Consider the following 24,604-nt stretch of genomic DNA (forward strand, 5'->3'; position numbering starts at 1 on the left):
GGAAGATCCCTGATCCTTTCGGTCAGGGATTCACCGATATTCCACCGACACGTCATCGAAGGGGCTTCCATACGGGCGGAGGTAACCGGTAAACCGGGGTCATGACGCAGTCGCAGGTGCTGGTGAGCTCCGCAGACGCGGGAGCCGAGCAGTCGCAAGGCGCCCCGCGTTACTCGCTGCTCGTGGCACGGAAGACCGAGGAGGTCCTGGCCGCGCAGCGGTTGCGCCACCGGGTCTTCGCCGAGGAAATGGGGGCGACGTTGCACTCCCGGGAACCGGGGGTGGACGTTGACGAGTTCGACGAGTTCTGTGATCACCTGGTGGTCAGGGAGGACACCACCGGGGAGATCGTCGGCACCTACCGGATGCTGCCGCCGGAGCGCGCGGCCGAGGCGGGTCGCCTGTACTCCGAGACCGAATTCGATCTCGGTTCGCTGGCCGCGCTGCGGCCGGCCGTCGTGGAGGCGGGACGGTCCTGCGTCCACCCCGACCACCGCACGGGCGCGGTGGTCAGCCTGGTGTGGGCCGGCATCGGGCGCTACATGCTCCTGTCCGGCCACAGCCACCTCGCCGGGTGCGCGTCCGTGCCGCTGCGCGACGGCGGCGCGACGGCGGCCGGCGTGTGGGACCTGGTGCGCGCCAAGCACTACGCGCCCGAGGAGTACCGGGTCCGCCCCCTCAACCCGTGGGACGTCGACGCGGTGGAGCGGCCGGCCCGTACGGTCGTCCCGCCGCTGCTGAAGGGGTACCTGCGGTTGGGCGCGTGGGTGTGCGGCCGGCCCGCCTACGACCCGGACTTCGAGGTCGCCGACCTGTTCATCCTGCTGTCCCTGGAGCGCGTGGACCCGAGGTACCTGCGCTTCTTCCTCGGGGAGATGGCGTGAGCCACGCGGTGCTGGCGCCGCCGGCGCCCGGCAGCCACCCGTGGATGCCGGTGTCGCCGTGCGGCGACCACTGCCTGCCCGGCCCCGGGGAGGAGCCACGGGTGGGGGCGGCGCGCCGGGCGCTGCGGCTCGGCGCGCTGTTCCTGGTGATGCTGTCCGGGGTGCCGATCGCGGTGGTCTACCCGGTGCTCGGGGCGCGGGGCAGGCAGTGGCTGGCCCGCGCCTGGTTCCGCACGGTGCTGCGCGCCGTGGGCGTCCGGCTGGTCGTCCAGGGAGAACGCCGGTTCGCCGCCAGGGGGCGGGGCGCGCTCGTGGTCAGCAACCACTGCTCCTGGCTGGACATCGTCGCGTTGGACGCGGTGCAGCCGGTGCGCATGCTCGCCAAGCGCGAGGTGCGGAAGTGGCCGGTCGTCGGGTGGTTCGCCGCCGTCGCCGGCTCGGTGTTCGTGGACAGGGAGCGGCTGAGCACGCTGCCCGCGACCGTCGACGACCTCGCCGCCGTGCTGCGGGAGGGCGGGCTGGTCGGCGTGTTCCCCGAGGGCACCACGTGGTGCGGCGCGGCGTCCGGCCGCTACCGCAGCGCGCCCTTCCAGGCCGCGCTCGACGCCGACGTCCCGGTCCGGCCGGTGATGGTGCGCTACCTCGTCGGCGGCGCGCCCACCAGGTCGGTGGCCTTCGTCGGCACGGACACGCTGTGGCACTCGGTGCGGCGGGTCGTCGGCCTGCGGGGCCTGGTCGTGGAGGTCGAGCCGCTGCCGGAGCTGCCGGCCCGGTCCGCGCCCGACCGCAGGGCGCTGGCCGCCCTGGCGCAACAGCTCGTCGCGGCCGCGACCCGTCGGGGCGACGCCCCGGGACCGCGCCCGGAGCGCGCCGCGGCCTGACCGGCGACGCCCCCGCCGGCGACGACGCCTCCGTGCGGCGTGCCCCGGCCTGGTCCGGACGCGCCACACGGACACCGCCGGACGGCGGAGCGGACTCCGCGGGGTGGCCCAGATGTGGCGAAGAATCCACTGGACCTCCAGAGGGGTGGAGGTGTGAGAGTGTCGCGGTGACCTCGACGACCCCCACCCGTGACAGTGCCCTGTGGGCGCCTGACCGCAGATTCGTGACCATAGCCCTGTTCCTGCTGGTCACCCTGGCCGCGTTCGAGGGGATGAGCCTGGGCACGGCCCTCCCGACGATCGTGGCGGACCTGCACGGCGAGGCGCTGTACGCGTGGCCGTTCGTCTCCTTCCTGGCGGCGAGCGTCGTCGGCACCGTCCTGTCCGGACGGATCAGCGACAGGTGGGGACCGGTGCCCGCGCTCGTCGTGGGGCCGGTGCTGTTCCTCGTGGGGCTGGTGATCGCCGGGCTGGCCCCGTCGATGGTCGTGCTGCTCGTCGGCAGGGTGCTCCAGGGCGCGGGCAGCGGCGCCCAGGTGGTGGCGCTCTACGTGATGATCGCCCAGGTCTACCCGGAGCGGGACCGGCCGGCCGCGTTCGGCGTGCTCTCCGCGGCGTGGGTGATCCCCTCCCTGATCGGCCCGACCGTGGCCGGGCTGCTCACCCAGCACCTGAGCTGGCGGTGGGTGTTCCTCAGCCTGGCCCCGCTGGTGGCCGTCGGCGTGGCCATGCTGACGCCGGCGCTGCGCCAGCTCGGCATCCGTCGGGACGGGACGGGCAGCGACGAGGCGTGGTGGCGGCTGCCGCTGGCGGCCGTGGCCGCCGCGGTCGGGCTGTCCGCGCTGACCTGGGGCGCGCAGCACCCGTCGCTCGGGTCCGCGGTCCTCGTCGTCGCCGGACTGGTCGTGCTCGTGCCCGCGTTGCGGCGGTTGCTGCCGGCCGGCACGCTCTCCGGCCGGCAGGGGCTGCCGGTGACGATCCTGTCCAGGGGCCTGATCGCCGGCGTGTTCTTCGCCGTCGAGGCGTACGTCCCGCTGACGCTCAGCTCGGTCCACGGCTTCTCGCCGGCCATGGCCGGCGTGCCGCTCACCATCGGCTCGCTCGGCTGGTCGGCCGCGTCGATGTGGCAGGCCCGCAGGCAGGGGCGGCCCGAGATCCGCATCCGCAACGGGTTCCTGCTGGTGGCGGTGGCCGCCGCCGGCGTGGTGATCGTCGCCCCCGACTGGGGCCAGCCGTGGGCGGTGGTGCCGCTGTGGCTGGTCGCCGGCGCCGGCATGGGCCTGGCGATGCCCAGCATCAGCGTCCGCACCATCGCGCTGTCCGCCGAGGGGGAGCAGGGCGCGAACTCGGCCGCGCTCCAGGTGTGCGACATGCTCGGGACGGCGTGCCTGATCGGCCTGGGCGGCGCGCTCGTGGGGACGCTGGCCTCCACCGCCCACCCCACGGCGGCGGTGATCCCGTTCGACCTGGCGATGGCCGTGGTCGCGCTGGTCGGCGCGGTGCTGGTCAGCCGGAAATGACGCTGCTCACGCGGGCGGCGGCGGGCGGTCCCGCGCGTTCCTGACCGCCACCGGATCGGACTACCCTGGTTCCACGATGACGTATCTCGACCACGCGGCCACCACGCCGATGCTGCCCTCGGCGGTGGCGGCGATGAGCGAGGCGTTGGCCAACTCCGGCAACGCCTCGTCGCTGCACACCTCCGGCAGGAGGGCGCGCAGGGCGGTCGAGGAGGCGCGGGAGGACGTCGCGCTGGCGCTGGGCGCCCGGCCGTCCGAAGTGATCTTCACCGGCGGCGGCACGGAGAGCGACAACCTCGCGGTCAAGGGCATCTACTGGGCGCGCAGGGACGCCGACCCGCGCCGCCGCCGCGTGCTGGCCTCGGCCGTGGAGCACCACGCGGTGCTGGACGCGGTGCGGTGGCTGGCCGACCGGGAGGGCGCCGAGGTCACCTGGCTGGAGGTCGACCGGCACGGCCGGGTGCGGCCGGAGGTGCTGCGGGAGGCCGTCGAACGCGACCCGGACTCCGTCGCCCTCGTCTCGGTGATGTGGGCGAACAACGAGGTCGGCACGGTCAACCCGATCGCGGAGCTGGCCGAGGTCGCGCACGAGCACGGCATCCCGCTGCACACCGACGCGGTGCAGGCCGTCGGCGCGCTGCCCGTCGACTTCGCCGCGAGCGGGGCGGACGCGCTCACGCTCACGGGGCACAAGCTGGGCGGGCCGCACGGGGCCGGCGCCCTGTTGCTTGGCAGGAACACCCCGTGCGTCCCCCTGCTCCACGGCGGCGGGCAGGAGCGGGACGTGCGGTCGGGCACGCTGGACGTGCCCGGGATTGTGGGGCTGGCCGTCGCGGTGCGCGAGGCCGTCGCGGCCCGCCCGACCTGGGCGGAGGAGGCGGGGCGGCTGCGGGACGCGCTCGTCGACGCCGTCCGCGCGGCGGTGCCGGACGTCGTGGTGAACGGCGACCCCGACCCGGCTGGCCGGCTCCCGGGCGTCGCGCACTTCACCTTCGCCGGCTGCGAGGGCGACAGCCTGCTGATGCTGCTGGACGCCAGGGGGATCGAGTGCTCGACGGGCTCGGCCTGCACCGCCGGGGTCGCGCAGGCCAGCCATGTGCTGCTGGCGATGGGCGTGGACCCGGTGACGGCCCGCGGCTCGCTGCGGTTCTCGTTCGGGCACACGTCCACCGCGGCCGACGTGGACGCCGTGCGCGCGGCGATCGGCCCGGTGGTGGAACGGGCGCGCAACGCGGGGCTGGCCGGGCTGCGCCGCTCGGCGGCGGCCGGGGTGGCGGCTCCCGCGGCGGCCCCCGGGGAGGGCACGGCGGAAGGCGCGGAGGCCGCGGGGACCGTGGCCGCTGGGAACACGGGGGAGGCGTGAGGCCGGTGCGGGTGTTGGCGGCGATGAGCGGCGGCGTGGACTCCGCGGTGGCGGCGGCCAGGGCGGTGGAGGCCGGACACGACGTGGTGGGCGTCCACCTGGCGCTGTCGGCCAAGCCGGGGACGCTGCGGACCGGGGCGCGCGGGTGCTGCACGATCGAGGACGCCAGGGACGCGCGCCGGGCCGCGGACGTGCTCGGCATCCCGTTCTACGTCTGGGACTTCGCGGAGCGGTTCACCGAGCAGGTGGTGGAGGACTTCGTCGCCGAGTACGCGGCGGGCCGCACGCCCAACCCGTGCCTGCGCTGCAACGAGAAGATCAAGTTCGAGGCGTTGTTGGACAAGGCGCTCGCGCTCGGCTTCGACGCGGTGTGCACGGGCCACTACGCTCGACTGTCCATTGTGGACGGACGCCCTCGGCTGGCGCGCAGCGCGGACGAGGGCAAGGACCAGTCCTACGTCCTCGCGTCGCTGACCGCCGAGCAGCTCCGGCACGCGATGTTCCCGCTCGGGGACTCCACCAAGACCGAGGTCAGGGCGGAGGCCGCCCGGCGGGGCCTGGCCGTGGCGGAGAAGCCGGACAGCCACGACATCTGCTTCATCCCCGACGGCGACACGCGCCGGTTCCTCACCGACCGGCTCGGCGAGCGGCCGGGCAAGCTGGTCGACGACAGCACCGGCGAGGTGCTCGGCGAGCACGAGGGCGTGCACGGCTTCACCGTGGGGCAGCGCAAGGGACTGGGCATCGACCAGCCGGCCAGGGACGGCCGCCCCCGTTACGTGCTGTCGCTGGAGCCGGTGTCCGGCACGGTCCGGGTCGGCGCGGCCGAGCGCCTCGCGGTGACCGGCATCGTCGCCTCGCGCCCGGTGTGGCCCTCCGGGGTCCCGCTCGACGGACCGGTGGAGTGCGTGGCGCAGGTCCGCGCGCACGGCGGCACCGCTCCCGCCGTGGCCGAGCTGGAGCCGGACGGCGCCCGGCTGGCCGTGCGGCTGCGCGAGCCGCTGCGCGGTGTCGCGCCCGGGCAGGCCGTGGCCCTGTACCGGCCCGACCCCGCCGGGGACGTCGTGCTGGGCAGCGCCACCATCACGGCGACCTCGTGACCGACCTCGCGACCGGCTGGGTGGCCGGTCACGCCGGTCGGCTGGCGGGGCCGGTCACGCCGGCCGGCTCCCGCGCTCGGTGACCACCTTCGTCGCGACGATCGCCAGCAGCATCGCCAGCGTGAGGGTGTTCGCCAGGATGATCGCCAGGTCGTCGCGCGCCACGCCGTAGGCGGCCCAGCAGCCAACGCCCCCGCTCAGCACGAGCAGGTACGCCCACGAGAAGTCACGCGCGCTGCGCGTGCTGACCGTGCGCCGCACCTGCGGCAGCCAGCTCACGGTGGTCAGGACGGCGGCCAGCACACCCAACGCGGTGATCACGGACGGCACCTCGCTCCACGACGCTCTCACGACCCGACAGCACACGGGTCGAGAAAGCCGCGTCGCGGCGGCTGCCGCAAGTCGTCAATATCAGGCGGGCCTCCACTCGTCAGGCGTGGCCTGCACCCCGGGTCCCTCGTCAGGCGGGCGACCAGTCGGTGTTCGCGCCGCAGAGCACCACGCAGGGCAGCTCGGCGTCGACGCGTCCGGCCAGCCACGCGGCGAACGGCGCCGCGGCCGCGGGTTCGACCGCCAGCCGGAACTCCTCCCACAGCCGGTCCCTCGCGGCCAGCAGCTCGGCGTCGTTCACCAGCACCGAGCGGGTCGGCGCGTCGGCCAGCACCGCGAACGGCAGCTCGCCCACCCGGGCCGCGCCCAGCGCCGAGGCCGCCGGCGAGCGGCCGTCGACGACGACGTCCACCGGCCGGCCCGCCGCCAACGCGGCGTGCAGCGTCGGACAGCCCTCGGGCTCCACGGCGAACAGCGGGCCCGCGCCGTCCAACGCCACGGCCGCGCCGGCCGCCAACCCGCCCCCGCCCACGGCGAGGACCACCGCGTCCACCTCCGGCGCGGAGGTGAGGATCTCCAGGGTCATCGTGCCCTGCCCGGCGATCACCGCCGGGTCGTCGTAGGCGTGCAGGTACCGGGTGCCCGGCTCCCGCGCGTCCGCGAGCGCCGCGGCCGCCGCCTCGGCGTAGCCGTCGCCGTGCCGGACGACCCTCGCGCCGGTCTCCTCCACCCGGCGCACCTTGCCGGACGGGGCCGAGACGGGCACGTAGACCGTGGCCGGCAGGCCGAGGATGGCGGCCGCCGTGGCCACGCCCAGGCCGTGGTTGCCGCCGGACGCGGTCACCACGCGCTCCGGGCGTTCGCCGGAGAGGAGGGCGTTGAGGGCGCCCCGCAGCTTGAACGACCCGGTCCGTTGCAGGTGCTCCAACTTCAGCACCAGCGGACGTCCGTCCACAGTGGCGTGCAGTAGCGGGGTGCGTCGGACGTGGGGCCGGATCCGGGCGGCTGCGGTCTCCACGTCGTGCGGGGTGGGAGCGGTCATGCCATCAGGGTGCGTCCCTGCCGTCCTAGAGTGAAGCAAGACTTGGTGACCTGCCGTGAGGAACGCTGATGTCGTTGGACGTGGGTCGGCTGCGTGTGCTCGTCGAGGTGGCGCGGGCCGGGTCCATCGCGGCGGCGGCGCAGCGGATGTCGTTCACCCCGTCGGCCCTGTCGCAGCAGCTCGCCAAACTGGAGCGGGAGGCCGGCGGCCAGCTCCTGGAACGCCACCCCCACGGGGTGCGCCTGACCCGGGCCGGTCGCGTCCTGGTGGAGCACGGCGAGCGGGTGCTCGGCGAGCTGCGGGACGCCGAGGACGCGGTGCGGGCCGCGCTCGGCGAACGCCCGCAGAAGCTGTCCATCGGCGCCTTCCCCTCGGCGGCCCAGATCTTCGTGCCCGGTGTGCTCGCCGCCCTGCGGCGCGACCACCCCGGGGTGGAACTGCTGCTGCTGGACCTCGAACCGCCCCGGGGGTACGGGCTGGTGTCGGCCAGGGAGCTGGACCTGCTCATCACCCACCGCTATCCCGGCGTCCCGTTGCCCAGCGCGCGGGGGCTGCGCCGGGTGCGGCTGCTCACCGACCCGCTGGCACTCGTCCTGCCGGCCGACCACCCGGTGGCGCGGGCGGAGCGGGTGACCCTGGGCGACCTCGCGGGCGAGGAGTGGATCTCGGGTCAGCGCGGGGTGGCCGACCGCGTGTGCCTGGAGCGGCTGGCCGAGCAGGCCGGGGTGCGGCTCCACGTCGCCTACGAGACGCACGACTACGAGGTGAGCATGGCCCTGGTGGGGGCGGGGGTCGGGGTGACGTTCGTGCCGTCCAGCGTCGTCCGCGCCGGGCTGCCGCCGGGGGCCGTCGCCCGCGAGGTCCACGGCGTCGGCCCCGCGCGGGAGATTTACCTGGTGCACCGGCGACGGCCGCCGGCCCTGGTGGGCGAGGTGATCGCGCTGCTGCGCGAGGCGGTCGCCCGAGCACAACAGTCCTCAGTGGACAGTTAGTGCCGTGGCGGCGGGCTCTCCCGCCAGGCATCTCCCGTTGGTCATCTCTCGCCGGACATCTGCCGCCAGGCATCTCCCGTGGGACATCTCTCGCCAGACATCTCTCGCCGGGCGTCTCTCGCCAGACATCTCTCGCCGGGCGTCTCTCGCCAGAAATCTGCCGCCGGGCGTCTCACGCCGGACATCTCCTGCTCGGACGTCTCCGCGGGCCCTGCTGCCCAGCCCCGCCGTCCCCTCAACCCCACCCGCCGGCTGACACCCCCCACCCGTCCCGGGGGGCGAGCCCCGCTCCAGCCTATCGCCGCACGCCAGCGCGCCACCAGACAACAACGCTCCGCTGTGGACAACTCGGCGGCCTGTGGATAACCAGCCTCACGAACGGGTGCCGTTCGAACACGAAGGTGGGGAAGCGGAACACGGAGGAGGGAAAGCTCTTGCCTTCGCTGGACAACCGCTAGTGGCTCGCGCCGTCGCTTTGCCCGACGAGGCCGGGCAAAGCGACGCGCACGCGTTTCGTCAGAGGGAGACCTGGATCCGGTACTTCTCCTTCGGCGTGTGGATGTCCCACGCCTGGAGGTAGCCCCGCGCGTGCTGGTACGCGCCGGTCCCGCCGGTGATCGCCATCTGCATCGGGGAGGTGCCGTCGTTCCACAGGCCCTGCGCGGTGAGCTGGCCCTCGGGGAGACGGATCGTCAGCACGCAGTTCGAGACCGACCGCGCGCCCTCGATGTGCGTCACGACGCACGAGCCGCCGTCCATGCCGACCTCCTTCCCGTCCCTGATCATCTTGTCCGAGTACACGGTCATGTCGCCGAGGCTGCGGCCGGGCGCGCCGAGGTCGGGTTCGGCGAACTGGTCGTTGTCGACCTGGAGGTCCAGCGTCACCGTGCGCGACGCCCCCGGGGACGCCGGGGACGCCGGCGCGGCCGCTCCCTCGGCCGAGGGCTCCGCCGACGCGGTGCCGCCGAGGGCCGACACCCCGGCCACGCCGAGCACCCCGGTCAGCGCGAGGGCTCCGGTCAGCGCGAGGGCTCCGGCGACGACGAGTGTCCTGCTCATCTTCCTCACTCCCTTCGTGGGAAAACCGACGAAGGCGATCGTGGGAGTTCGATCGCGCTGGAGGTCAAGGGAACAGAATTCGGATCGTTCTCACACCTACACCCGAGTCTCGAAACGTGTGACGATGAGGAGTTTTCCCGCAGCGACCCTCCGTGCTGCTCCGACAGTGTTCTCCCAGCTCAGCGGCATGATGGAGCGACGGGGGCAGGGATCGCCACGAATGCTCGAAAACGGCTGTCCACTGCCCCGGAAACACCTTCCGGAAAGGTTCTCCCGCTCCGTGACGGCGTGTGCGGAGGCAGCGGGCGAACCGTTCTTCGCGTGGCCCCTCCGCGATTCACGGGAGGGTCAGGACCCGCTGGGCGCCAGAGCGTGGGCGAGCAGCGGGCGCAGGTGTTCGGCGTTGGCCGTGTAGTGCACGAAGGTGCCCTCGCGGCGGCCGGACACCAGGCCGGCCAGCCGGAGCTTCGCCAGGTGCTGGCTCACGGCGGTGGGCGAGGCGCCCACCAGCTCGGCCAGGCACGCGACCGACGACTCGCCCTGCAACAACGCCCACAGGATCTTGATCCGGGTCGGGTCGGCGAGCAGCCGGAACGCCTCCGCGGCCAGGGTGACCTGGTCCTCGGTCGGCATCTGGAAATCCGGAATGCCCGTGTGCACGAGGTGATCCTACCTTCTGCACACCTGTTCACCTGCGTATTTGTTTACCTGCATGACTGCGCAGGTAGTATCCCGGCCATGCGGGTGGCCAACGGGCGGTGGCGCGGGGCGTGGCGGTTGAGCGAGGTGCGGTGGGCGGTCGCGGCCACGGCGCTGTTCGTCCTGGCGGTCGGCGCGGACCTGGCGTCCCTGCCCGGTCCGCTGGTGGGGGCGCTCTGTCTCCTCTGCTACGCCGCCGGAGGCTGGGAGCCGGCCCTCGCGGGACTGCGGGCCCTGGCCGCGCGCACGCTCGACGTCGACCTGCTGATGGTCGTGGCGGCGGTCGCGGCCGCCGCCACCGGGCAGTGGCTGGACGGCGGCCTGCTGATCGTCATCTTCGCCACCTCGGGTGCGTTGGAGGCGGTGATGACCGCGCGCACCGAGGACAGCGTGCGCGCCCTGCTCGACTTCGCGCCGGAGACCGCCGTGCTGGTCACCGGGGAGGGGGAGCGCGTCGTGCCCGCCGGCGAGGTGCGCAGGGGGGACGAGGTGCTGGTCCGGCCGGGCGAGCGGGTGCCGGCCGACGGGGTGGTGGTCGGCGGCGAGAGCGAGGTGGACCAGTCCACGCTCACCGGTGAGCCGTTGCCCGTGCGGCGCGCGCCGGGCGACCGCGTGCTCGCCGGCACGGTCAACGGGACGGGCTCCCTGCGGGTCGCGGTCGACCGCGCGGCGGGGGAGACGGCGCTGGCGCGGGTCGCCGAGCAGGTGGAGCAGGCCGCGGCGACCAAGGCCCGGCGCCAGCTCGCCGTGGAACGCCTGGAGCAGCGCTACTCGCTGTTCGTCGTCGTGGCGACGTCCCTGCTGCTGGTGGTGCCGCTCGCCTTCGGGGCGGACTTCTCCGCGACCCTGTCCAGGGCGATGACCTTCATGATCGTGGCCTCGCCGTGCGCCGTCGTGCTGGCCACCATGCCGCCGTTGCTGGCGGCGATCGCCACGGCCGGCCGGCACGGCGTCCTGGTCAAGGACGCGAGGGTGGTGGAGGCTCTGTCCGAAGTGGACACCGTCGCGCTGGACAAGACCGGCACGCTGACGCGGGGCGCGCCCCGTCTGGTCGCGGTGCGCCCGCTGGGAGGCGCGGGCGAGGCGGAGGTGCTGCGCCTGGCGGCGTCGGTGGAGCGGGACAGCGAACACCCCATCGCCCGGTGCGTGGTCGCCGAGGCCGACCGGCGCGGCGTCGACCTCCTCCCGACGCGCGGGTTCCGCGCGGAGCCGGGCCGGGGTGTGCGGGCCACCACCGACCGCGGGGAGATCGTGGTCGGCGACCCGGTCCTGCTGGCCGGATCGGAGTCCACTGAGGACGGTTCCTCCGCCTCGGGGCTCGTCGCCGCCGCCCAGGCCGAGGGACACACCGCCGTCGTGGTCCTGCGGGACGGCCGGCCGCTCGGCGTGCTCGCGGTCGCCGACGAGCCGAGGGACGACGCCCCCGCCGCCGTCATCGCCCTCGCCGAGATCTCGGGCCATCCCCCGGTCCTGCTCACCGGGGACGCCCCGGCCCCGGCCTCGGCGGTGGCCGCGAGCGTGGGCATCGCCGACGTCCGCGCCGGCCTGCTGCCGGCGGACAAGACCGCCGCCGTGCGGGGCTGGCAGGCCGACGGCCGGCGGGTCCTGCTGGTGGGCGACGGGATCAACGACGCGCCCGCGCTCGCCGCGGCCGACGTCGGCGTCGCCATGGGCGGCGGCAGCGCCCTCAGCCTCACCGCCGCCGACGCGGTCGTCGTCGGCGACCGGCTGGGCGCGGTCGCCTCGCTCGTCCTGCTGGCGCGGCGCGCCCGCCGCGTGGCCGGGGCCAACCTCGCCCTCGCCGTGGCGGTGATCGTCGTCCTCGTGGCGTGGGACCTCTTCGGGGAACTGCCGTTGCCGCTCGGGGTCGCGGGACACGAGTTGTCCACGGTCCTGGTGTGCCTCAACGGACTGCGGCTGCTGTCCCGCGACTCCTGGCCGGCCACGCCCGCGCCCACGTCCGCGTCCGTTCCGCCCCGACCCGTGCCCGCCGTGTCGGACAGCCGCGCGTCGTAACGGGATTGGCGATCTTCCTGACCCCGCCTAGGGTCGAGGGGCATGAGGGATGAGGGACGGCACGACCCGGATCTCCTGCGGTACTACGGCGAGGGCAGGGAGGGCGAGCGCCTCCGGTCCGGCTCCGGGCTGCTGGAGTTGGTCCGCACCCAGGACCTCCTCCGCCGCTTCCTCCCTGAGCCGCCGGCCTCGGTGCTCGACGTCGGCGGCGCGACCGGCGTCCACGCGGAGTGGCTCGTCACGGACGGCTACCAGGTCGACCTCGTCGACGCCGTGCCCGCGCACGTCGAGCAGGCCGCGACGCTGCCGGGCGTGCGGGCGAGGGTCGGCGACGCCAGGGACCTCGACGCGGCGGACGCCGCCTACGACGCCGTGCTCCTGCTCGGCCCGCTCTACCACCTCGTTGAGCGCGAGGACCGGCTCCTGGCCTGGCGCGAGGCCGCCAGGGTGGTCCGGCCGGGAGGGCTCGTCGCGGCGGCGACCATCAGCCGGTTCGCGTCGCTGCACGACGGCCTCCGGACGGGGATGATCGTCGACGAGGAGTTCCGGGAGATGGTGGCCAGGGACCTGGCCGACGGGCAGCACCGCCCTCCGCCGGGCAAGCCGTGGACTTGGTTCACCACCACGTACCTCCACCTGCCGGGCGAGGCCGCCGACGAGGCCGTGGCCGCCGGCCTGGAGTCGCCCGAGGTGTTCGGGGTCGAGTGCTCGGCGGGCCTGCTGCCCGAGGCGGAGATCGAGACCTGGCTGTCCGACCCTGACCGCAGGGGCCGCCTGCTGTGGGGCCTGCGCCGGATCGAGCGGGAACCGTCGGTCCTCGGGGCCTCCGGCCACCTGCTCACCCTCGCCCGCCGGCCGGGGTGAGCGCGGGCCGCCGCGCGGGAGTGGACGGCAGGACGCCGGTCCTCGGGAGGCGCGTCCCGAGGACCGGCGCCCGGTTTCCGGGCGGGCGCGTCAGCCCGCGTAGGACTTGAAGATGTTGGTGAACTCGTAGTCGGACTGGCCGATGCCGCTACAGGTGGGGGAGACGCCACCGCCAGAACAGCGGCCGTTGTCCCTGCCCACGGACCAGAACCCGATGAAGCCGATGCGGTTGGACTGGGCGAAGGACAGCAGCTTGCGGGCGTGGGCCTGCGTCGTGACCATCCCGGTGTCGTTACGGCCGATCATCGGCGTGACCCCCAGCATCGCCTTCAGCTCGGCGTCGGACTTGCCCGGCCACACCCCCTTCATCTGGCGCAGCGTGGCGTTGGCCGCCGCGACCATCGCGTCGCCCCAGTCGCCGCTGTAGCCGAAGTTCATCAGCATCGGGTTGACCACGACGTTGACGCCGTGCCGCGCGGCGCTCTGGAGGATCTGCACGGAGAACGGGTCCACGCCGTAGTCCTGGCCCTGCACCCGCAGGGTGTAGCTGACCGAGGTCCCGCGCTCCCGCTGGACGGTGGCCAGCGCCTGGTTCACCGTGTCCGCCGGGATCGACGCCTCCACGTCGACGTCGAGGTGGTTGCTGCCGGTGGCGTCGAGCACCTTCCGGTAGGCGCCGGCGAGCGCGCTCGCGCTCCCGCAGACGTGCTCCAGGTACGGCCCGAGCGCGCCGCCGGTCGCGATGATCACGTCACCGCCCATCGACCGGAGTTCCCTGACCTGGTTGATGATCCGGGGCTCGTTCAGGTCGATCACCCCGCCCCACTTGGGGTCGCAGCCCGTGCTGCTGCCCAGCGCGAAGGCCAGGGTGAAGTACTTCTGCCCGGTGGCGCGGGCGACCTCGGGCAGGGTCGGCTTCGCCATCGTGATGTCGATGTAGGGCGCGACCTTCGGAACGACCGCGAGCGGCCGGGGCGCGGCGGGCTCCGCGCCCGCCGCCGGTCCCGACAGCAGTCCGGTCAGGCACAGGGACACCGCCGTCGTGACGAGCGCGGCGATCCTCGACCTCGTGATCCTCATGACGGCCTCCCTCACCGGTACTGGGCGACGATCTTCGTGAAGTCGTAGGGCTGCTGGGTGACGCCGCTACAGTCGTCCCGCGAGCCCGGGGTCTGGTTCGGGCACTGCCGGTCGCGGTTCACCGCCCAGAACGTGAAGCGCCCCAGGTTCTTCTGCCGGGCGTAGGCCAACATGTCCTGGAAGTCCGACTGGTAGCCGTACTCCCCGTTGTCCGTGCGGCCGTTCATCGACGAGATGCCCTGCATCCGGTACACCTCCGCGTCCGACCGGCCCGGGTACAGCGCCTTGAGCTGGCCGTGCTGCGCCTCCATCGAGCGGATGGTGGCGTCGCCGAGGTCGGTGGCCCCGAAGTTGAACGGCATCAGGGTCCACGCGTCGATCTCGACGCCCACGGACACGGCCTTCTTCACCAGGTCCGTGCCCCACCGGTTCATGCCGCTCTGGAGGGCGGGGATGGTGACGTAGATCTTGATGCCGGGGTTCTTCTGCCGGACGATCCGGAGCGCGTTCATGATCCGGTCCTGTGCGGCGGGGTTCTCGAACTCGGTGTTCTCGATGTCGAGGTCGATCGCCTTCAGCGAGTACTTGTCGATGACCTGCTGGTAGGCGTTGGCCAGCGACTGCGCGTCGGAGCAGGCCTCGCCGAGCTTGCTGCCGGCCCACCCGCCGATCGACGGCATGACGTCGCCGCCCGCCGCGCGCACCTGCCGGATCAGCGCCGCGTAGCGCGTGTCCGTGGAGACGGGCTGGTGGCCGTCCCACGCCGGGGTGCAGCCGCCGCCGGCGAGGATGAACGCCAGCGTGAACGTCTTGACGCCGGTGGCCTTCATGACGTCGTTGATGGGCTGCGGATTGCCCCAGCCGTAGTAGTAGTACGGCGCGGCGGCGTAGCTGCTCGGCCCAGGACCGGGACCGGGGTCCTGCGAGGTCGTGGTGGTGACCGTCGTCGTGGGCGTGCCCCCGCCACCACCGCAGGGTTGCCCGTTGAGCGTGCAGTTCAGTGGCGTGCCGGTTCCGGTGCCGTTGAAGCCGAAGCTCGTGCTGGCGCCGGGTTGGACGGTCCGGTTGTAGTCGCGGGGAGTGAACCGGTAGTGGTCGCCGTCGCGGGTCATCGCCGCGTCCCACGCGCTGGTGACGCCGCTGCCCGACGGCAGGTCGAACTCCAGGGTCCAGTTGTCCAAAGTGGACGAACCAGCCGTGATGGTGTACCGGCCGGTGTAGCCGCTGTCCCACGCCGACGTCGTGGCGAAGGTCGCGGTGGGGCCGTTCTCCGCGCCGGCGGGCGCGCCGGCCAGGAGCAGCCCCGTGACGGGGAGGAGTGCGGCGGCCGCGACGGCGGCCCACCGGTGTTTGCCGAACCTCATGGTGTCTCCACAGGTGTTCGCAGGGGGTGCGGAGAGTGGGGCGACACGGGCGGCGGTCAGGTGGCGTCGGGGCTCCGGGGCGTCGCGCTCCGGAACCGCCGCCGAGGGGGCGGGCGGACGGAGGCGATCGCGGGGTCCGGTGGCGTGGACACGGGTGGCCGCCTTTCGTGTGGAGGCCGGGCGCGGGGCGCGGCTGCTGCCGGCGCGCCCCGCGCCCGAAGCCTGTCGCCGCGGGGGCGACGTCGGGAGGCGGCGGGGGCCGGCGACCGGGTGTGTGGGTTGCCGGTCACCGGCTGCCGACGACGGTATGTGGCCTGGACCACCTCGTCAATGGGTCTAGACCTTTTCTGTCCGGCGGCGGACCGGAGGTGCCCACGCGGCGGCGGGGTCCCGGGGTGGTAGTGATGGGGCGTGAGCAACACACCGTGGCCAGCCGGCACGGCGACCGGCATCGGCTCGCTGCCCGGCACCGACCCCCTGGAGGCGGCCCGCGTCGTCGTCGGCGAGCTGCCCGCGCTGCCGCACCTTCCCGAGCTGCCCGCCAGGGGCGTCGGGGCCGACGTGATCGGCAGGACCGCGGGCGTGCTGGTGGACCTCGCCGTGGAGGTGATCCCCTCCGGGTACCGGGTCACCGCGAAGCCCGGCGTCGACCACCGCCGCGCCGTCGACCTGCTCCGCCGCGACCTCGACGCGTTCGACGAGGCCCTCCAGGCCGCCGGGGCGCGACCGACCGTGGTCAAGGCACAGCTCGCCGGGCCGTGGACGCTGACGGCCGGGATCGAGCTGGTGCGCGGCCACCGCGTGCTGACCGACCACGGCGCGCTGCGCGAGTTCTCCGAGTCGCTCGCGGAGGGGCTCGCCGCGCACGTCCGCGAGCTGGCCGCGCGCACCGGGGCCCAGGTCGTGGTGCAGTTCGACGAGCCGACGCTGCCCGCGGTGCTGGCCGGCTCCCTGCCCACACCCTCCGGCTACGGCACGGTCCGGGCGGTCGAGGAGTCCACGGCCGTGACGGTCCTGGAGCGCCTCGTGACCGCGGCGCGGGACGCGACGGGCCAGCCCGTGGTCGTGCACTGCTGCGCGCCCCGGCCACCGTTGCGCCTGCTCCGCCGGGCCGGCGCGGACGCCCTCGCCCTCGACGTCTCCCTGCTCTGGGGCGCGTCCGCCGAGACCTGGGACGAACTGGGCGAGGTGTGGGACGCCGGCGCGGTGCTGTTCCTCGGCCTGCTGCCCGGGGTGGCGCCCGAGCGCGCCCCGAGCCCGCGGGAGGCCGCGCGGCCGGCGCTGGAACTGGTCGACCGGCTCGGCTTCGCCCGGTCCTGGCTCGCCGAGCGGGCCGTCGTCACACCGAGCTGCGGGCTGGCCGGCGCGACGCCGGAGTGGGCGCGCCGCGCGCTGACCCTGGTCCGCGACCTCGGCCGGGCGTTCGTCGAGCCGCCGGAGTCCTGGTGACCGCGCGGTTCGAGCTGACGACCCGGGTGCCGGCGCGGATCGGGGAGGTCTTCGACGCGTCCCTCGACGTCGACGTCCACCTCGGCTCGATGCGGCGCTCCGGCGAGCGGGTCGTCGGCGGAGTCCGCAGTGGACGGATGGGGCTCGGCGACACGGTGACCTGGCGGGCGCGGCACTTCGGCGTGCCGTGGCGGATGACCTCGGTCATCAGCGCCCACGACCGGCCGCGCCGGTTCGTGGACGAGCAGGTGCGCGGCCCGTTCCGGCGGTGGTGGCACGAGCACGTCTTCGAGGTCGACCCGCGCGATCCGACGCACACGACGATGCGGGACGTGGTCGAGTTCGCCGCGCCGGCCGGGCCGCTCGGCCGCCTGGTGACGGCGGCCGGGCTCCGGCGCTACCTGAAGCGCCTGATCATCGCGCGGAACGCGTACATCGTCGAGGTGCTGGCCGGCGTGCGTTCCGAGTGATCAGGGAGGTGTCGGCCGGCTCGTGTTCCGCGTGATCAGGGAGGTGCCAGCCGGCTCGCGTTCCGCGTGATCAGAGGAGGTGCTGGCCGGCCGGCGTTCCGAGTGATCAGAGGTTGAGGGCCAGTCCCGCCCAGGAGACGGCGACGGCCATGCGCGCGCCTACAGGCCTGTAGTTGGGGGACCCCCCACTTCAAACGTCTCATGGGGGTCTGACAGAAACCGCTGGTCCGAGGTCCCCCGGAGGAAGGAGAAGCGGGCCGAACCCCACGAACGAGTGGTGTTGGGCCGCCTCGCGCCGACCGAGACGATCGCCTTTCCCGGACAGCCGTCAGCCGACACGCCTCCCCCGGGACGTTCGTGAACCGACACGCCCCCTGGACGTCCGTGAGCCGACACGCCTCCTCCGGGACGTTCGTGAGCCGATACGCCCGTCAGCCGGGCCACCCCTGTGCGGGGGCGGACCGGCTGACAGGCCATCAAACCCTCGTCGTGAGTCCACAGTGGACGGAAGTCGTGGACGTGGTCGGCTACGGCGTGGATGGCGGACACGCAATGGGATCTCGTGGCGGAGAACTCCGTCACCAGCGCGGGCGACCGGCCGCGACCGCTCCCCGGCGAGCCCGTCGCCCGGCCGTTCGCCCGCGACCTGGCCGAGGGCTCCGGCTGGTCACAGGACCAGGCTCAGGCCGGCCCAGGAGACGGCCACGACCAGGAGCGTCGAGAACAGGCCCAGCAGGAGGGCCTTCGGCCCGGTGCGGACCAGGGCGGCGATCCGCACCGCGCTGCCCAGCCCGAACAACGCGCCGGCCAGCAGGAGCGTGGTGACGAACTTCGTCGCGTCCAGCACCGGGGCGGGCAGCACGTCGACGCTGCGCACGACGACCATCGCCAGGAAGCCGAGCACGAACAGCGGCACCAGCGGCGGGCGCCTGCCCTCGGCCGAGGGGCGCCGACGCCGCTCCGCGACGCTGATCGCCGCCACCAGGGGCGCGAGCAACACCACGCGGCTCAGCTTCACCACGACGGCGGTGGCCACGGCCAGCGCGCCCGCCGGGGACGCCGCCGCCACGACCTGCGCGACCTCGTGCACGCTCGCCCCGGCCCAGCGGCCGAAGTCCTCGCCCTCCAGCCCGGCGGGGCCGGCCAGCAGCGGCAGCGCCGCGATCGCCAGGCTGCCGTAGAGGGTGACCAGGGCGACCGCCGTGGCCACGTCCTCCTCCTCGCGCTCGACCACGCCCTCCACCGCGGCCACGGCGGAGGCGCCGCAGATCGAGAACCCGGTCCCGACGAGCACCGACAGCCCGCGCGGCAGGCCGAGCGCCCGTCCGAGCAGCACCGTGCCGACGAAGGTGACCGCCACGGTCGCCAGCACCACGAGCAGCGTGCCGGCGCCCAGCCCCAGCACCTGCGGCACGGCGAGCTGGAGGCCGAGCAGGACCACGCCGGCCCGCAGCAGCCGCCGGGTGGCCCAGGTGAGCCCGGGGCGGGCGGCGGCGGGCAGGACCGGCAGGTTGCCGGCGAGCACCCCGAGCACGACCGCGATGGTCAGGGCGCTGACCGCGGGGACCACCTGGTTCACCAGCACGGCCACCGCCACGGCCACGGCGACGGCGAGCAGCCCCGGGAGCAGGGGCCGGAGCCAGGAGGCGGAACGGGAGGTCCGAGAGTCGGGTGAAGGGGGCGAGGCGGTCGACGTCACGCTGACCACGCTCCGTCACGAAACCCGGCCTCGGTAGCCCGATCTTGGTGTCATGCTCATAACCTGGAGGAATGAGCACCGTGCCGGATCTGGAGTCGCTCCGGTTGCTCGTGCTCGTCGGCGAGCTGGGCAGCCTCGGCAGGGCGGCCGGCGAGCTGGGGATCACCCAGCCCGCCGCGAGCAAGCGCCTGTCCGCCCTGGAACGGCAGCTCCGGCTCGTCCTGGTGGACCGGACGCGCCGGGGCTCGCGGCTCACCCCGGCCGGCCACGTCGTCTCCGACTGGGCGCGGCGGGTGCTCGACGAGGTCGACGGCCTGCTGACCGGGGCCGCCGCCCTGCGCGCGCACCGCGACGCGGAGCTGAGGGTCGCCGCGAGCATGACCGTCGCCGAGCACCTGGCCCCCGGCTGGATCGGGGAGCTGCGGCGCGCCGAGCCCGCGCTCTACGTCGGCCTCCAGGTGACCAACTCCACCTCCGTCGTGGAGCTGGTCCGCTCCGGCGAGGTCGACATGGGGTTCATCGAGTCGCCGTCCATCCCGACCGACCTCGCCTACCGGCGCGTGGCCGTCGACCGGCTCGCGGTCGTGGTCGCCCCCACCCACCCGTGGACGCGACGACGCCGGCCGGTCAGCCCGGAGGAGCTGGCCGCCACCCCGCTCGTCGTGCGGGAGTCCGGCTCCGGCACCAGGGAGACCCTCGAACGGGCGTTGGCGGCGGCGCGGTGCGGCCCCGCCCAACCGCTGCTCGAACTCGGCTCCACCACGGCCGTGCGCAGCGCGGTGATCGCCGGAGCCGGACCCGCGGTGCTCAGCGTGCTCGCCGTCGCCACCGACCTGTCCGAGGGGCGACTCGTCGAGGTCGGCGTCGAGGGCATCGACCTGCGGCGGGCGCTCTGCGCGGTGTGGCCGTCCGGGCGACGCCTGGTGGGCCCGGCCGCCGCGCTGCTCGCGATCGCCGGACGAGCCGGCCCCTGACGCCCCCGCCGCCGTGGCGACGGGGCGACGGGGCGACGGGACCGGGCGTTGGGCCGGCGGCTGGACCGCGGGTCGGACCGCGGGTCGGACCGCGGGTCGGACCGCGGGTCGGACCGGGGGGCGGACCGGGGGGCGGACCGGAAGGCGCGATCCGCACCTGCCGGCCGCCGCGATGACGGAGAATCGGCCACCATGTGGAACTTCCTGCGTCGCCGGCGGCCCGAGCCCGAGCCGGAGCCGGAGCCGGCGGTCGACCCCGCGGCGGCCGCCGCCCGCTTCTGGCAGCGCTGGGACGCGTTGCTGCCGATGATCAGCTCCGCCCTCGGCGACGGGGAGCCGCACCGGGTCGAGAACGAGCTGTGCGAGCTGGTCGCCGACCTCCACCCCGACCTGCACTTCGCCCTCGAACGCGGTCAGCGCTCCGTCTACGCGTTCGTGGTGAGCGGCCAGGGCGACCCCGCGCTGCGGCCGTTCACCGACGCCTGGATCGCCGCCGCCCCGCCACCCGACCCGACGTGGGAGTTCCACGACGCCGTCCCGCCGGTGCCGGACCCGGCCGAGGTCACGGTGAACATCGGCGCGCACCGGCTGCCGCTGGCCGAGGTGCGGGTGGCCGCGCTGGTCGACGAGCGCGCCGAGCTGGTCGACGTCGCCGTGCACCACCCCGGCCTGGCCGCGCTGGAGGACAGGGCGAGGGAGGCGATGACCTTCCTGCCCCTGGACGCCGCGCTCGGCGAGCGGCTGGCCGCCGACCGGCTGGGGCGGGTGGAGACGGCCACCGCCGAGCCGGCGAACGCCATCACCCTCGGTGAGCTGCGGACGCTCGTCCGTGAGCTGGACGAGCGGTGGAGGGCGGCTGCGGGGACCGGGAGCGGCGACGGGGCGGAGGAGGACGGGTCCGGGCACCCGTCCGCGCCGGCACCATGAGCCGCGACTGTCGGGGGTCCTGACTAGTCTCAGGGGCGTGACCAGCAACGACGACAGCGGCGAGCTGCCGGGCGCCCAGGGCGGCGACGTCGCGGGCGCCCCGGACGCCGAGGGTCTTGAGGACGTTCCCGCCGACATCAGGGAGCGGCACGCGGCGCTGGCCGAGGAGATCCGCGGCCACCAGTTCCGTTACTACGTGCTCGACGCGCCGACCATCTCCGACGGCGAGTTCGACGCGCTGCTGCGCGAGCTCCAACGGATGGAGGACGAGCACCGCGGCCTGGTCACGCCCGACTCGCCGACGCAGACCGTCGGCGGCGCGTTCTCCACCGAGTTCCGGCCGGTGGACCACCTGGAGCGGATGCTCAGCCTGGACAACGCCTTCGACCCCGACGAGCTGCGGGCGTGGGCGGACCGGGTGGAGAAGGAGGTCGGCTCGGCCGCGCACTACCTGTGCGAGCTGAAGATCGACGGGATCGCGATCAACCTGCTCTACGAGAACGGCCGCCTGGTCCGCGCGGCCACCAGGGGCGACGGCAGGACCGGCGAGGACGTCACGCTCAACATCCGCACCCTCGGCGACGTGCCGGAGCGGCTCACGGGCACCGACGAGTACCCCGTCCCCGACCTGGTCGAGGTCCGCGGCGAGGTGTTCTTCGTCGTCTCCGAGTTCGCGGAGCTGAACGCCAAGCTCGTCGCGGACGGCAAGTCCCCGTTCGCCAACCCGCGCAACGCCGCGGCCGGCTCGGTCCGGCAGAAGGACCCGAAGGTCACCGCGTCCCGGCCGCTGCGGCTGATCTGCCACGGGCTGGGCCGGCGCACCGGGTTCGAGCCGGCGAGGCAGTCCGAGTCCTACGCCGCGCTGCGCGCGTGGGGCCTCCCGGTCTCCGCGCACACCACGGTGCTGTCCACAGTGGACGAGGTGCTGGCGCACATCGCCCACTGGGGCGAGCACCGGCACGACGCCGAGCACGAGATCGACGGCGTGGTGGTCAAGGTCGACGAGGTCCCGCTCCAGCGCCGTCTCGGCTCGACCTCCCGCGCCCCCCGGTGGGCGATCGCCTACAAGTACCCGCCGGAGGAGGCCACCACCACGCTGCTGGACATCCGGGTCAACGTCGGGCGCACCGGGCGGGTCACCCCGTACGCGGTGATGGAGCCGGTGAAGGTCGCGGGGTCCACCGTCGCGATGGCCACGCTGCACAACGCCAACGAGGTGCGGCGCAAGGGCGTGCTGATCGGCGACCGCGTGGTGATCCGCAAGGCCGGCGACGTCATCCCCGAGGTGCTCGGCCCCGTGGTCGACGCCAGGGACGGCGACGAGCGCGAGTTCGCGATGCCCACCCACTGCCCGGAGTGCGGCGCCGAGCTGGGGCCGGAGAAGGAGGGCGACGTCGACATCCGCTGCCCCAACGCCTTCTCCTGCATGGGGCAGCGCAGGGAGCGCCTGTACTACATGGCGGGGCGCAGCGCGTTCGACATCGAGGTCCTCGGGTACGAGGCGGCCACCGCGCTGCTCACCTCCGGCGTCGTGTTCAACGAGGGCGACCTGTTCGACCTGGACGCGGAGCGGCTGCTGGAGGTCGAGCTGTTCCGCACGATCGCCGGCGAGCTGTCCGCGAACGGTCAGAAGCTGCTGGCGAACCTGGAGGAGGTCAAGGAACGTCCACTGTGGAGAGTCCTGGTGGGGCTGTCCATCCGGCACGTCGGGCCGACGGCGGCGCGCGCGCTGGCCAGGGAGTTCGGCTCGGTCGACCGGATCGCCGAGGCGAGCGAGGAGGAGCTGGCCGCCGTCGACGGCGTCGGGCCGAGGATCGCCGCCGCGGTCCGCGAGTGGTTCGCCGTCGACTGGCACCGGGAGATCGTCGAGAGGTGGCGCGCCGCGGGGGTGCGCATGGCCGAGGAGCGGGACGAGTCGGTCCCCCGCACCCTGGAGGGGCTGTCGATCGTCGTGACCGGCACCCTCGACGGGTTCTCCAGGGACGAGGCCAAGGAGGCGATCATGGCCAGGGGCGGCAAGGCGGTCGGCTCGGTGTCCAAGAAGACCGCCTTCGTCGTCGTGGGCGACGCCCCGGGGTCCAAGTACGACAAGGCCGTCCAGCTCAAGGTGCCGATCCTCGACGAGGCCGGGTTCCGGGTGCTGCTGGACAGCGGACCGGAGGCCGCCACCGAGGTCGCCCGCGCGGACTGAGCCGAACCGGGTAACTCGCCCGGCGTAATCCCGGGAGTAGCACGGGACTACGGGCCGTCCCCCGCGCCATGATCGGAAGACCCCGGCACCGGGTGCCGGGCGCCGGTCAGCACGGCTGCGACGACTGGGGGACGCCAGTGGACAAGGTCGAGGAGGCGAGCCCGGCCCTGGCGGCCGGAACCGTCGTGATCCGCCCGGCCGAGCCGGCCGAGCACGCGGAGGTCGGCGAGCTGACCGTGACGGCCTTCCGGGCCGACGGCCAGCTCGCCGACGACGACCGGGGGGAGCAGGAGCTGCGGGACGCCGCGGGCAGGGCCGGTCGCGGCGAGTTGCTGGTGGCCGTGGACCGCGACAGCGGTGCCCTGCTCGGCACCGTCACCGTGCTGGCGCCCGGGTCGGGCTGGTCCGCGATCGGCAGGGACGGGGAGTGGGAGTTCCGGGCCCTGGCGGTGCGCCCCACCGCCCAGGGCCGCGGCGTCGGCCGGCGGCTGGTGCGCGCGGTGCTCGACAGGGCCCGCGCCGACCACGCGCGCCGGGTGGTGCTGCTGACCAGGGACGTGATCAGCGCGGCGCGCCAGCTCTTCGAGGCGCTGGGCTTCACCCGGATGCCCGAGCGGGACTGGGAGCCGGTCCCCGGCGCCCGGCTGCTCGCGTACGGCTTCGAGCTGGTGCGGGAGCGGCCGGTGCGCCAGGCCAGGGTCCGGTCGGCGGAGCCGGCCGAGTACCACGAGATCGGGGAGCTGACCGTCACGGCCTACCGGGCGGACGGGCTGCTGGAGGGCGACGCGGGCTACGCCGGGGTGCTGCGGGACGCGGCGAGCCGCGCCGCCATGGCCGACCTGTTGGTCGCGGTCGACACCTCCGGCGTGCTGGGCACGGTCACGGTCTGTCGGCCCGGCTCGCCCTGGGTGGAGGTGGCGCGCGGCGCCGAGTGGGAGTTCCGCGCGTTGGCCGTGCACCCGAGGGCCAGGGGGCGCGGCGTCGGGCGCCTGCTCGTGCGCGCGGTGCTGGACCGCGCGGCCCGGCACGGCGTGCGTCGGGTGGTCCTCAGCTCGCAACACCGGATGCGGTCGGCGCAGCACCTGTTCGAGGCGCTGGGCTTCACCCGCATGCCGGACAGGGACCGGGAGTCGGTCGCGGGCATCCGCCTGCTCGGCTACGGCAGGGAGGTCGAGCCGCTGCCCATGCCGGCCCGCGCGGGGCGGCTCCGGATCCGGCGGGTCGTCGACGACGACCACGCCGCCGTGGGCGACCTCATGGCCAGGGTCTACGTGGGGGAGGGCTACGCAGGAGAGGCGGTCGTCCCGTTGCTCGCCGACACCGCGCGCCGGGCCCGGCAGGCCGAGCTGTTCGTGGCGGTGGAGGGCCACGGCGAGCGGGAGCGCCTGCTCGGCTCCATGACGTTGTGCCGGTCGGACAGCCCGTACGCGCAGCTCGCCCGGCCGGGCGAGCTGGAGCTCCGGCTGCTGGCGGTCGAGCCGACCGCCAGGGGCAGGGGCGTCGGCGAGGCGCTGGTCAGGGCGGGCCTGGACCGCGCGAGGGAGGTCGGAGGGCGGCGGCTCGTGCTCTCGGCGCAGCCGACCATGTACGCCGCGCAGCGGCTGTACACCCGGACGGGGTTCGTCCGTGACCGGGAACGGGACTGGCACACGTCCTTCGGACTGCACATGCTGGCTTACGTCCATCCCCTGCGGAGGTAG

Annotated in this window: 21 protein-coding genes; 14 read left to right on the forward strand and 7 right to left on the reverse strand. The window is 74.4% G+C overall.

Features of this window, described 5'->3' with window-relative positions; all coding sequences use genetic code 11:
* Window positions 1-101 precede the first annotated feature (101 nt).
* The 5 genes from LX15_RS18095 (at window position 102) to mnmA (ending at window position 5,748) form a co-directional block, all read left to right on the forward strand.
* Window positions 102-884 carry a GNAT family N-acetyltransferase gene (locus LX15_RS18095; RefSeq protein WP_253670794.1) on the forward strand — a complete coding sequence of 261 codons (783 nt, stop codon included), beginning with the start codon at window positions 102-104 and terminating at the stop codon, window positions 882-884.
* Window positions 881-1,765, forward strand: a complete 885-nt coding sequence (locus tag LX15_RS18100) for a lysophospholipid acyltransferase family protein (protein ID WP_253670795.1) — start codon at window positions 881-883, stop codon at window positions 1,763-1,765. The genes LX15_RS18095 and LX15_RS18100 overlap by 4 nt, the downstream gene beginning before the upstream one ends.
* Before the next feature lie 224 nt (window positions 1,766-1,989).
* Window positions 1,990-3,285: an MFS transporter gene (locus tag LX15_RS18105; RefSeq protein WP_253670796.1), complete on the forward strand. Its 1,296-nt coding sequence runs from the start codon at window positions 1,990-1,992 to the stop codon at window positions 3,283-3,285.
* A 76-nt stretch (window positions 3,286-3,361) separates the two neighbouring features.
* Complete coding sequence (locus tag LX15_RS18110) at window positions 3,362-4,648, forward strand: cysteine desulfurase family protein (protein ID WP_253670797.1); 1,287 nt, start codon at window positions 3,362-3,364, stop codon at window positions 4,646-4,648.
* A gap of 5 nt (window positions 4,649-4,653) precedes the next feature.
* The gene (mnmA, locus tag LX15_RS18115) at window positions 4,654-5,748 is read left to right on the forward strand and encodes a tRNA 2-thiouridine(34) synthase MnmA (protein WP_253670841.1); all 1,095 of its coding nucleotides are present in this window, start codon (window positions 4,654-4,656) and stop codon (window positions 5,746-5,748) included.
* Window positions 5,749-5,802: 54 nt separating this feature from the next.
* Here the strand turns inward: mnmA and LX15_RS18120 are convergent, their stop codons facing one another.
* Together LX15_RS18120 and LX15_RS18125 are read right to left on the reverse strand one after the other, a co-directional pair.
* Complete coding sequence (locus LX15_RS18120) at window positions 5,803-6,099, reverse strand: SemiSWEET family sugar transporter (RefSeq protein ID WP_253670798.1); 297 nt, start codon at window positions 6,097-6,099, stop codon at window positions 5,803-5,805.
* Window positions 6,100-6,208: 109 nt separating this feature from the next.
* Complete coding sequence (locus LX15_RS18125; RefSeq protein WP_253670799.1) at window positions 6,209-7,120, reverse strand: serine/threonine dehydratase; 912 nt, start codon at window positions 7,118-7,120, stop codon at window positions 6,209-6,211.
* A 68-nt stretch (window positions 7,121-7,188) separates the two neighbouring features.
* Here LX15_RS18125 and LX15_RS18130 point away from each other — a divergent pair, with 68 nt between their 5' ends.
* Window positions 7,189-8,112, forward strand: a complete 924-nt coding sequence (locus LX15_RS18130; RefSeq protein ID WP_253670800.1) for a LysR family transcriptional regulator — start codon at window positions 7,189-7,191, stop codon at window positions 8,110-8,112.
* A 516-nt stretch (window positions 8,113-8,628) separates the two neighbouring features.
* Here the strand turns inward: LX15_RS18130 and LX15_RS18135 are convergent.
* Together LX15_RS18135 and LX15_RS18140 are read right to left on the reverse strand one after the other, a co-directional pair.
* Window positions 8,629-9,171, reverse strand: a complete 543-nt coding sequence (locus LX15_RS18135; protein WP_253670801.1) for an allene oxide cyclase barrel-like domain-containing protein — start codon at window positions 9,169-9,171, stop codon at window positions 8,629-8,631.
* Between the two features lie 348 nt (window positions 9,172-9,519).
* The gene (locus tag LX15_RS18140; RefSeq protein ID WP_253670802.1) at window positions 9,520-9,831 is read right to left on the reverse strand and encodes an ArsR/SmtB family transcription factor; all 312 of its coding nucleotides are present in this window, start codon (window positions 9,829-9,831) and stop codon (window positions 9,520-9,522) included.
* A gap of 78 nt (window positions 9,832-9,909) precedes the next feature.
* On the opposite strand from LX15_RS18140, the gene LX15_RS18145 reads away from it, so the two are divergent.
* Together LX15_RS18145 and LX15_RS18150 are read left to right on the forward strand one after the other, a co-directional pair.
* Window positions 9,910-11,886, forward strand: a complete 1,977-nt coding sequence (locus LX15_RS18145; RefSeq protein WP_253670803.1) for a heavy metal translocating P-type ATPase — start codon at window positions 9,910-9,912, stop codon at window positions 11,884-11,886.
* Window positions 11,887-11,928: 42 nt separating this feature from the next.
* Window positions 11,929-12,750, forward strand: a complete 822-nt coding sequence (locus LX15_RS18150) for a class I SAM-dependent methyltransferase (protein WP_253670804.1) — start codon at window positions 11,929-11,931, stop codon at window positions 12,748-12,750.
* A 90-nt stretch (window positions 12,751-12,840) separates the two neighbouring features.
* Here the strand turns inward: LX15_RS18150 and LX15_RS18155 are convergent, their stop codons facing one another.
* Window positions 12,841-13,830 carry a chitinase gene (locus LX15_RS18155; protein ID WP_253670805.1) on the reverse strand — a complete coding sequence of 330 codons (990 nt, stop codon included), beginning with the start codon at window positions 13,828-13,830 and terminating at the stop codon, window positions 12,841-12,843.
* Window positions 13,831-13,841: 11 nt separating this feature from the next.
* Window positions 13,842-15,194 (reverse strand): cellulose binding domain-containing protein, encoded by a 1,353-nt coding sequence (locus LX15_RS18160; RefSeq protein ID WP_253670806.1) that lies wholly within the window; start codon window positions 15,192-15,194, stop codon window positions 13,842-13,844.
* A 411-nt stretch (window positions 15,195-15,605) separates the two neighbouring features.
* On the opposite strand from LX15_RS18160, the gene LX15_RS18165 reads away from it, so the two are divergent.
* The gene (locus LX15_RS18165) at window positions 15,606-16,643 is read left to right on the forward strand and encodes a methionine synthase (RefSeq protein WP_253670807.1); all 1,038 of its coding nucleotides are present in this window, start codon (window positions 15,606-15,608) and stop codon (window positions 16,641-16,643) included.
* A complete protein-coding gene (locus tag LX15_RS18170; RefSeq protein ID WP_253670808.1) occupies window positions 16,640-17,113 on the forward strand; it encodes an SRPBCC family protein in 474 nt (157 codons plus the stop codon). Before LX15_RS18165 ends, LX15_RS18170 begins: the two co-directional genes overlap by 4 nt.
* Before the next feature lie 667 nt (window positions 17,114-17,780).
* Here the strand turns inward: LX15_RS18170 and LX15_RS18175 are convergent.
* Complete coding sequence (locus tag LX15_RS18175; RefSeq protein WP_372502749.1) at window positions 17,781-18,743, reverse strand: YeiH family protein; 963 nt, start codon at window positions 18,741-18,743, stop codon at window positions 17,781-17,783.
* 140 nt (window positions 18,744-18,883) lie between these two features.
* On the opposite strand from LX15_RS18175, the gene LX15_RS18180 reads away from it, so the two are divergent.
* The 4 genes from LX15_RS18180 (at window position 18,884) to LX15_RS33160 (ending at window position 24,604) form a co-directional block, all read left to right on the forward strand.
* Window positions 18,884-19,786 (forward strand): LysR family transcriptional regulator, encoded by a 903-nt coding sequence (locus tag LX15_RS18180; RefSeq protein WP_253670809.1) that lies wholly within the window; start codon window positions 18,884-18,886, stop codon window positions 19,784-19,786.
* A gap of 192 nt (window positions 19,787-19,978) precedes the next feature.
* Window positions 19,979-20,713, forward strand: coding sequence for a hypothetical protein (locus LX15_RS18185; protein ID WP_253670810.1), 735 nt, complete (start codon window positions 19,979-19,981; stop codon window positions 20,711-20,713).
* Between the two features lie 37 nt (window positions 20,714-20,750).
* Entirely contained in the window at window positions 20,751-22,904 is a 2,154-nt protein-coding gene (gene ligA / locus LX15_RS18190) for an NAD-dependent DNA ligase LigA (RefSeq protein WP_372502748.1), read from the forward strand.
* Between the two features lie 68 nt (window positions 22,905-22,972).
* A complete protein-coding gene (locus tag LX15_RS33160; protein ID WP_308213484.1) occupies window positions 22,973-24,604 on the forward strand; it encodes a GNAT family N-acetyltransferase in 1,632 nt (543 codons plus the stop codon).

This window comes from Streptoalloteichus tenebrarius (genome assembly GCF_024171885.1).
Lineage (GTDB): Bacteria > Actinomycetota > Actinomycetes > Mycobacteriales > Pseudonocardiaceae > Streptoalloteichus > Streptoalloteichus tenebrarius.

Excerpts from the sequence above, each read along its gene's own strand:
- LX15_RS18095 (WP_253670794.1), top strand. The coding sequence starts at position 102 with ATGACGCAGTCGCAGGTGCTGGTGAGCTCCGCAGACGCGGGAGCCGAG.
- LX15_RS18110 (WP_253670797.1), top strand. The coding sequence starts at position 3,362 with ATGACGTATCTCGACCACGCGGCCACCACGCCGATGCTGCCCTCGGCG.
- LX15_RS18125 (WP_253670799.1), bottom strand. The coding sequence starts at position 7,120 with ATGACCGCTCCCACCCCGCACGACGTGGAGACCGCAGCCGCCCGGATC.
- LX15_RS18130 (WP_253670800.1), top strand. The coding sequence starts at position 7,189 with ATGTCGTTGGACGTGGGTCGGCTGCGTGTGCTCGTCGAGGTGGCGCGG.
- LX15_RS18135 (WP_253670801.1), bottom strand. The coding sequence starts at position 9,171 with ATGAGCAGGACACTCGTCGTCGCCGGAGCCCTCGCGCTGACCGGAGCC.
- LX15_RS18145 (WP_253670803.1), top strand. The coding sequence starts at position 9,910 with ATGCGGGTGGCCAACGGGCGGTGGCGCGGGGCGTGGCGGTTGAGCGAG.
- LX15_RS18150 (WP_253670804.1), top strand. The coding sequence starts at position 11,929 with ATGAGGGATGAGGGACGGCACGACCCGGATCTCCTGCGGTACTACGGC.
- LX15_RS18155 (WP_253670805.1), bottom strand. The coding sequence starts at position 13,830 with ATGAGGATCACGAGGTCGAGGATCGCCGCGCTCGTCACGACGGCGGTG.
- LX15_RS18160 (WP_253670806.1), bottom strand. The coding sequence starts at position 15,194 with ATGAGGTTCGGCAAACACCGGTGGGCCGCCGTCGCGGCCGCCGCACTC.
- LX15_RS18180 (WP_253670809.1), top strand. The coding sequence starts at position 18,884 with ATGAGCACCGTGCCGGATCTGGAGTCGCTCCGGTTGCTCGTGCTCGTC.
- LX15_RS18185 (WP_253670810.1), top strand. The coding sequence starts at position 19,979 with ATGTGGAACTTCCTGCGTCGCCGGCGGCCCGAGCCCGAGCCGGAGCCG.
- LX15_RS33160 (WP_308213484.1), top strand. The coding sequence starts at position 22,973 with ATGATCGGAAGACCCCGGCACCGGGTGCCGGGCGCCGGTCAGCACGGC.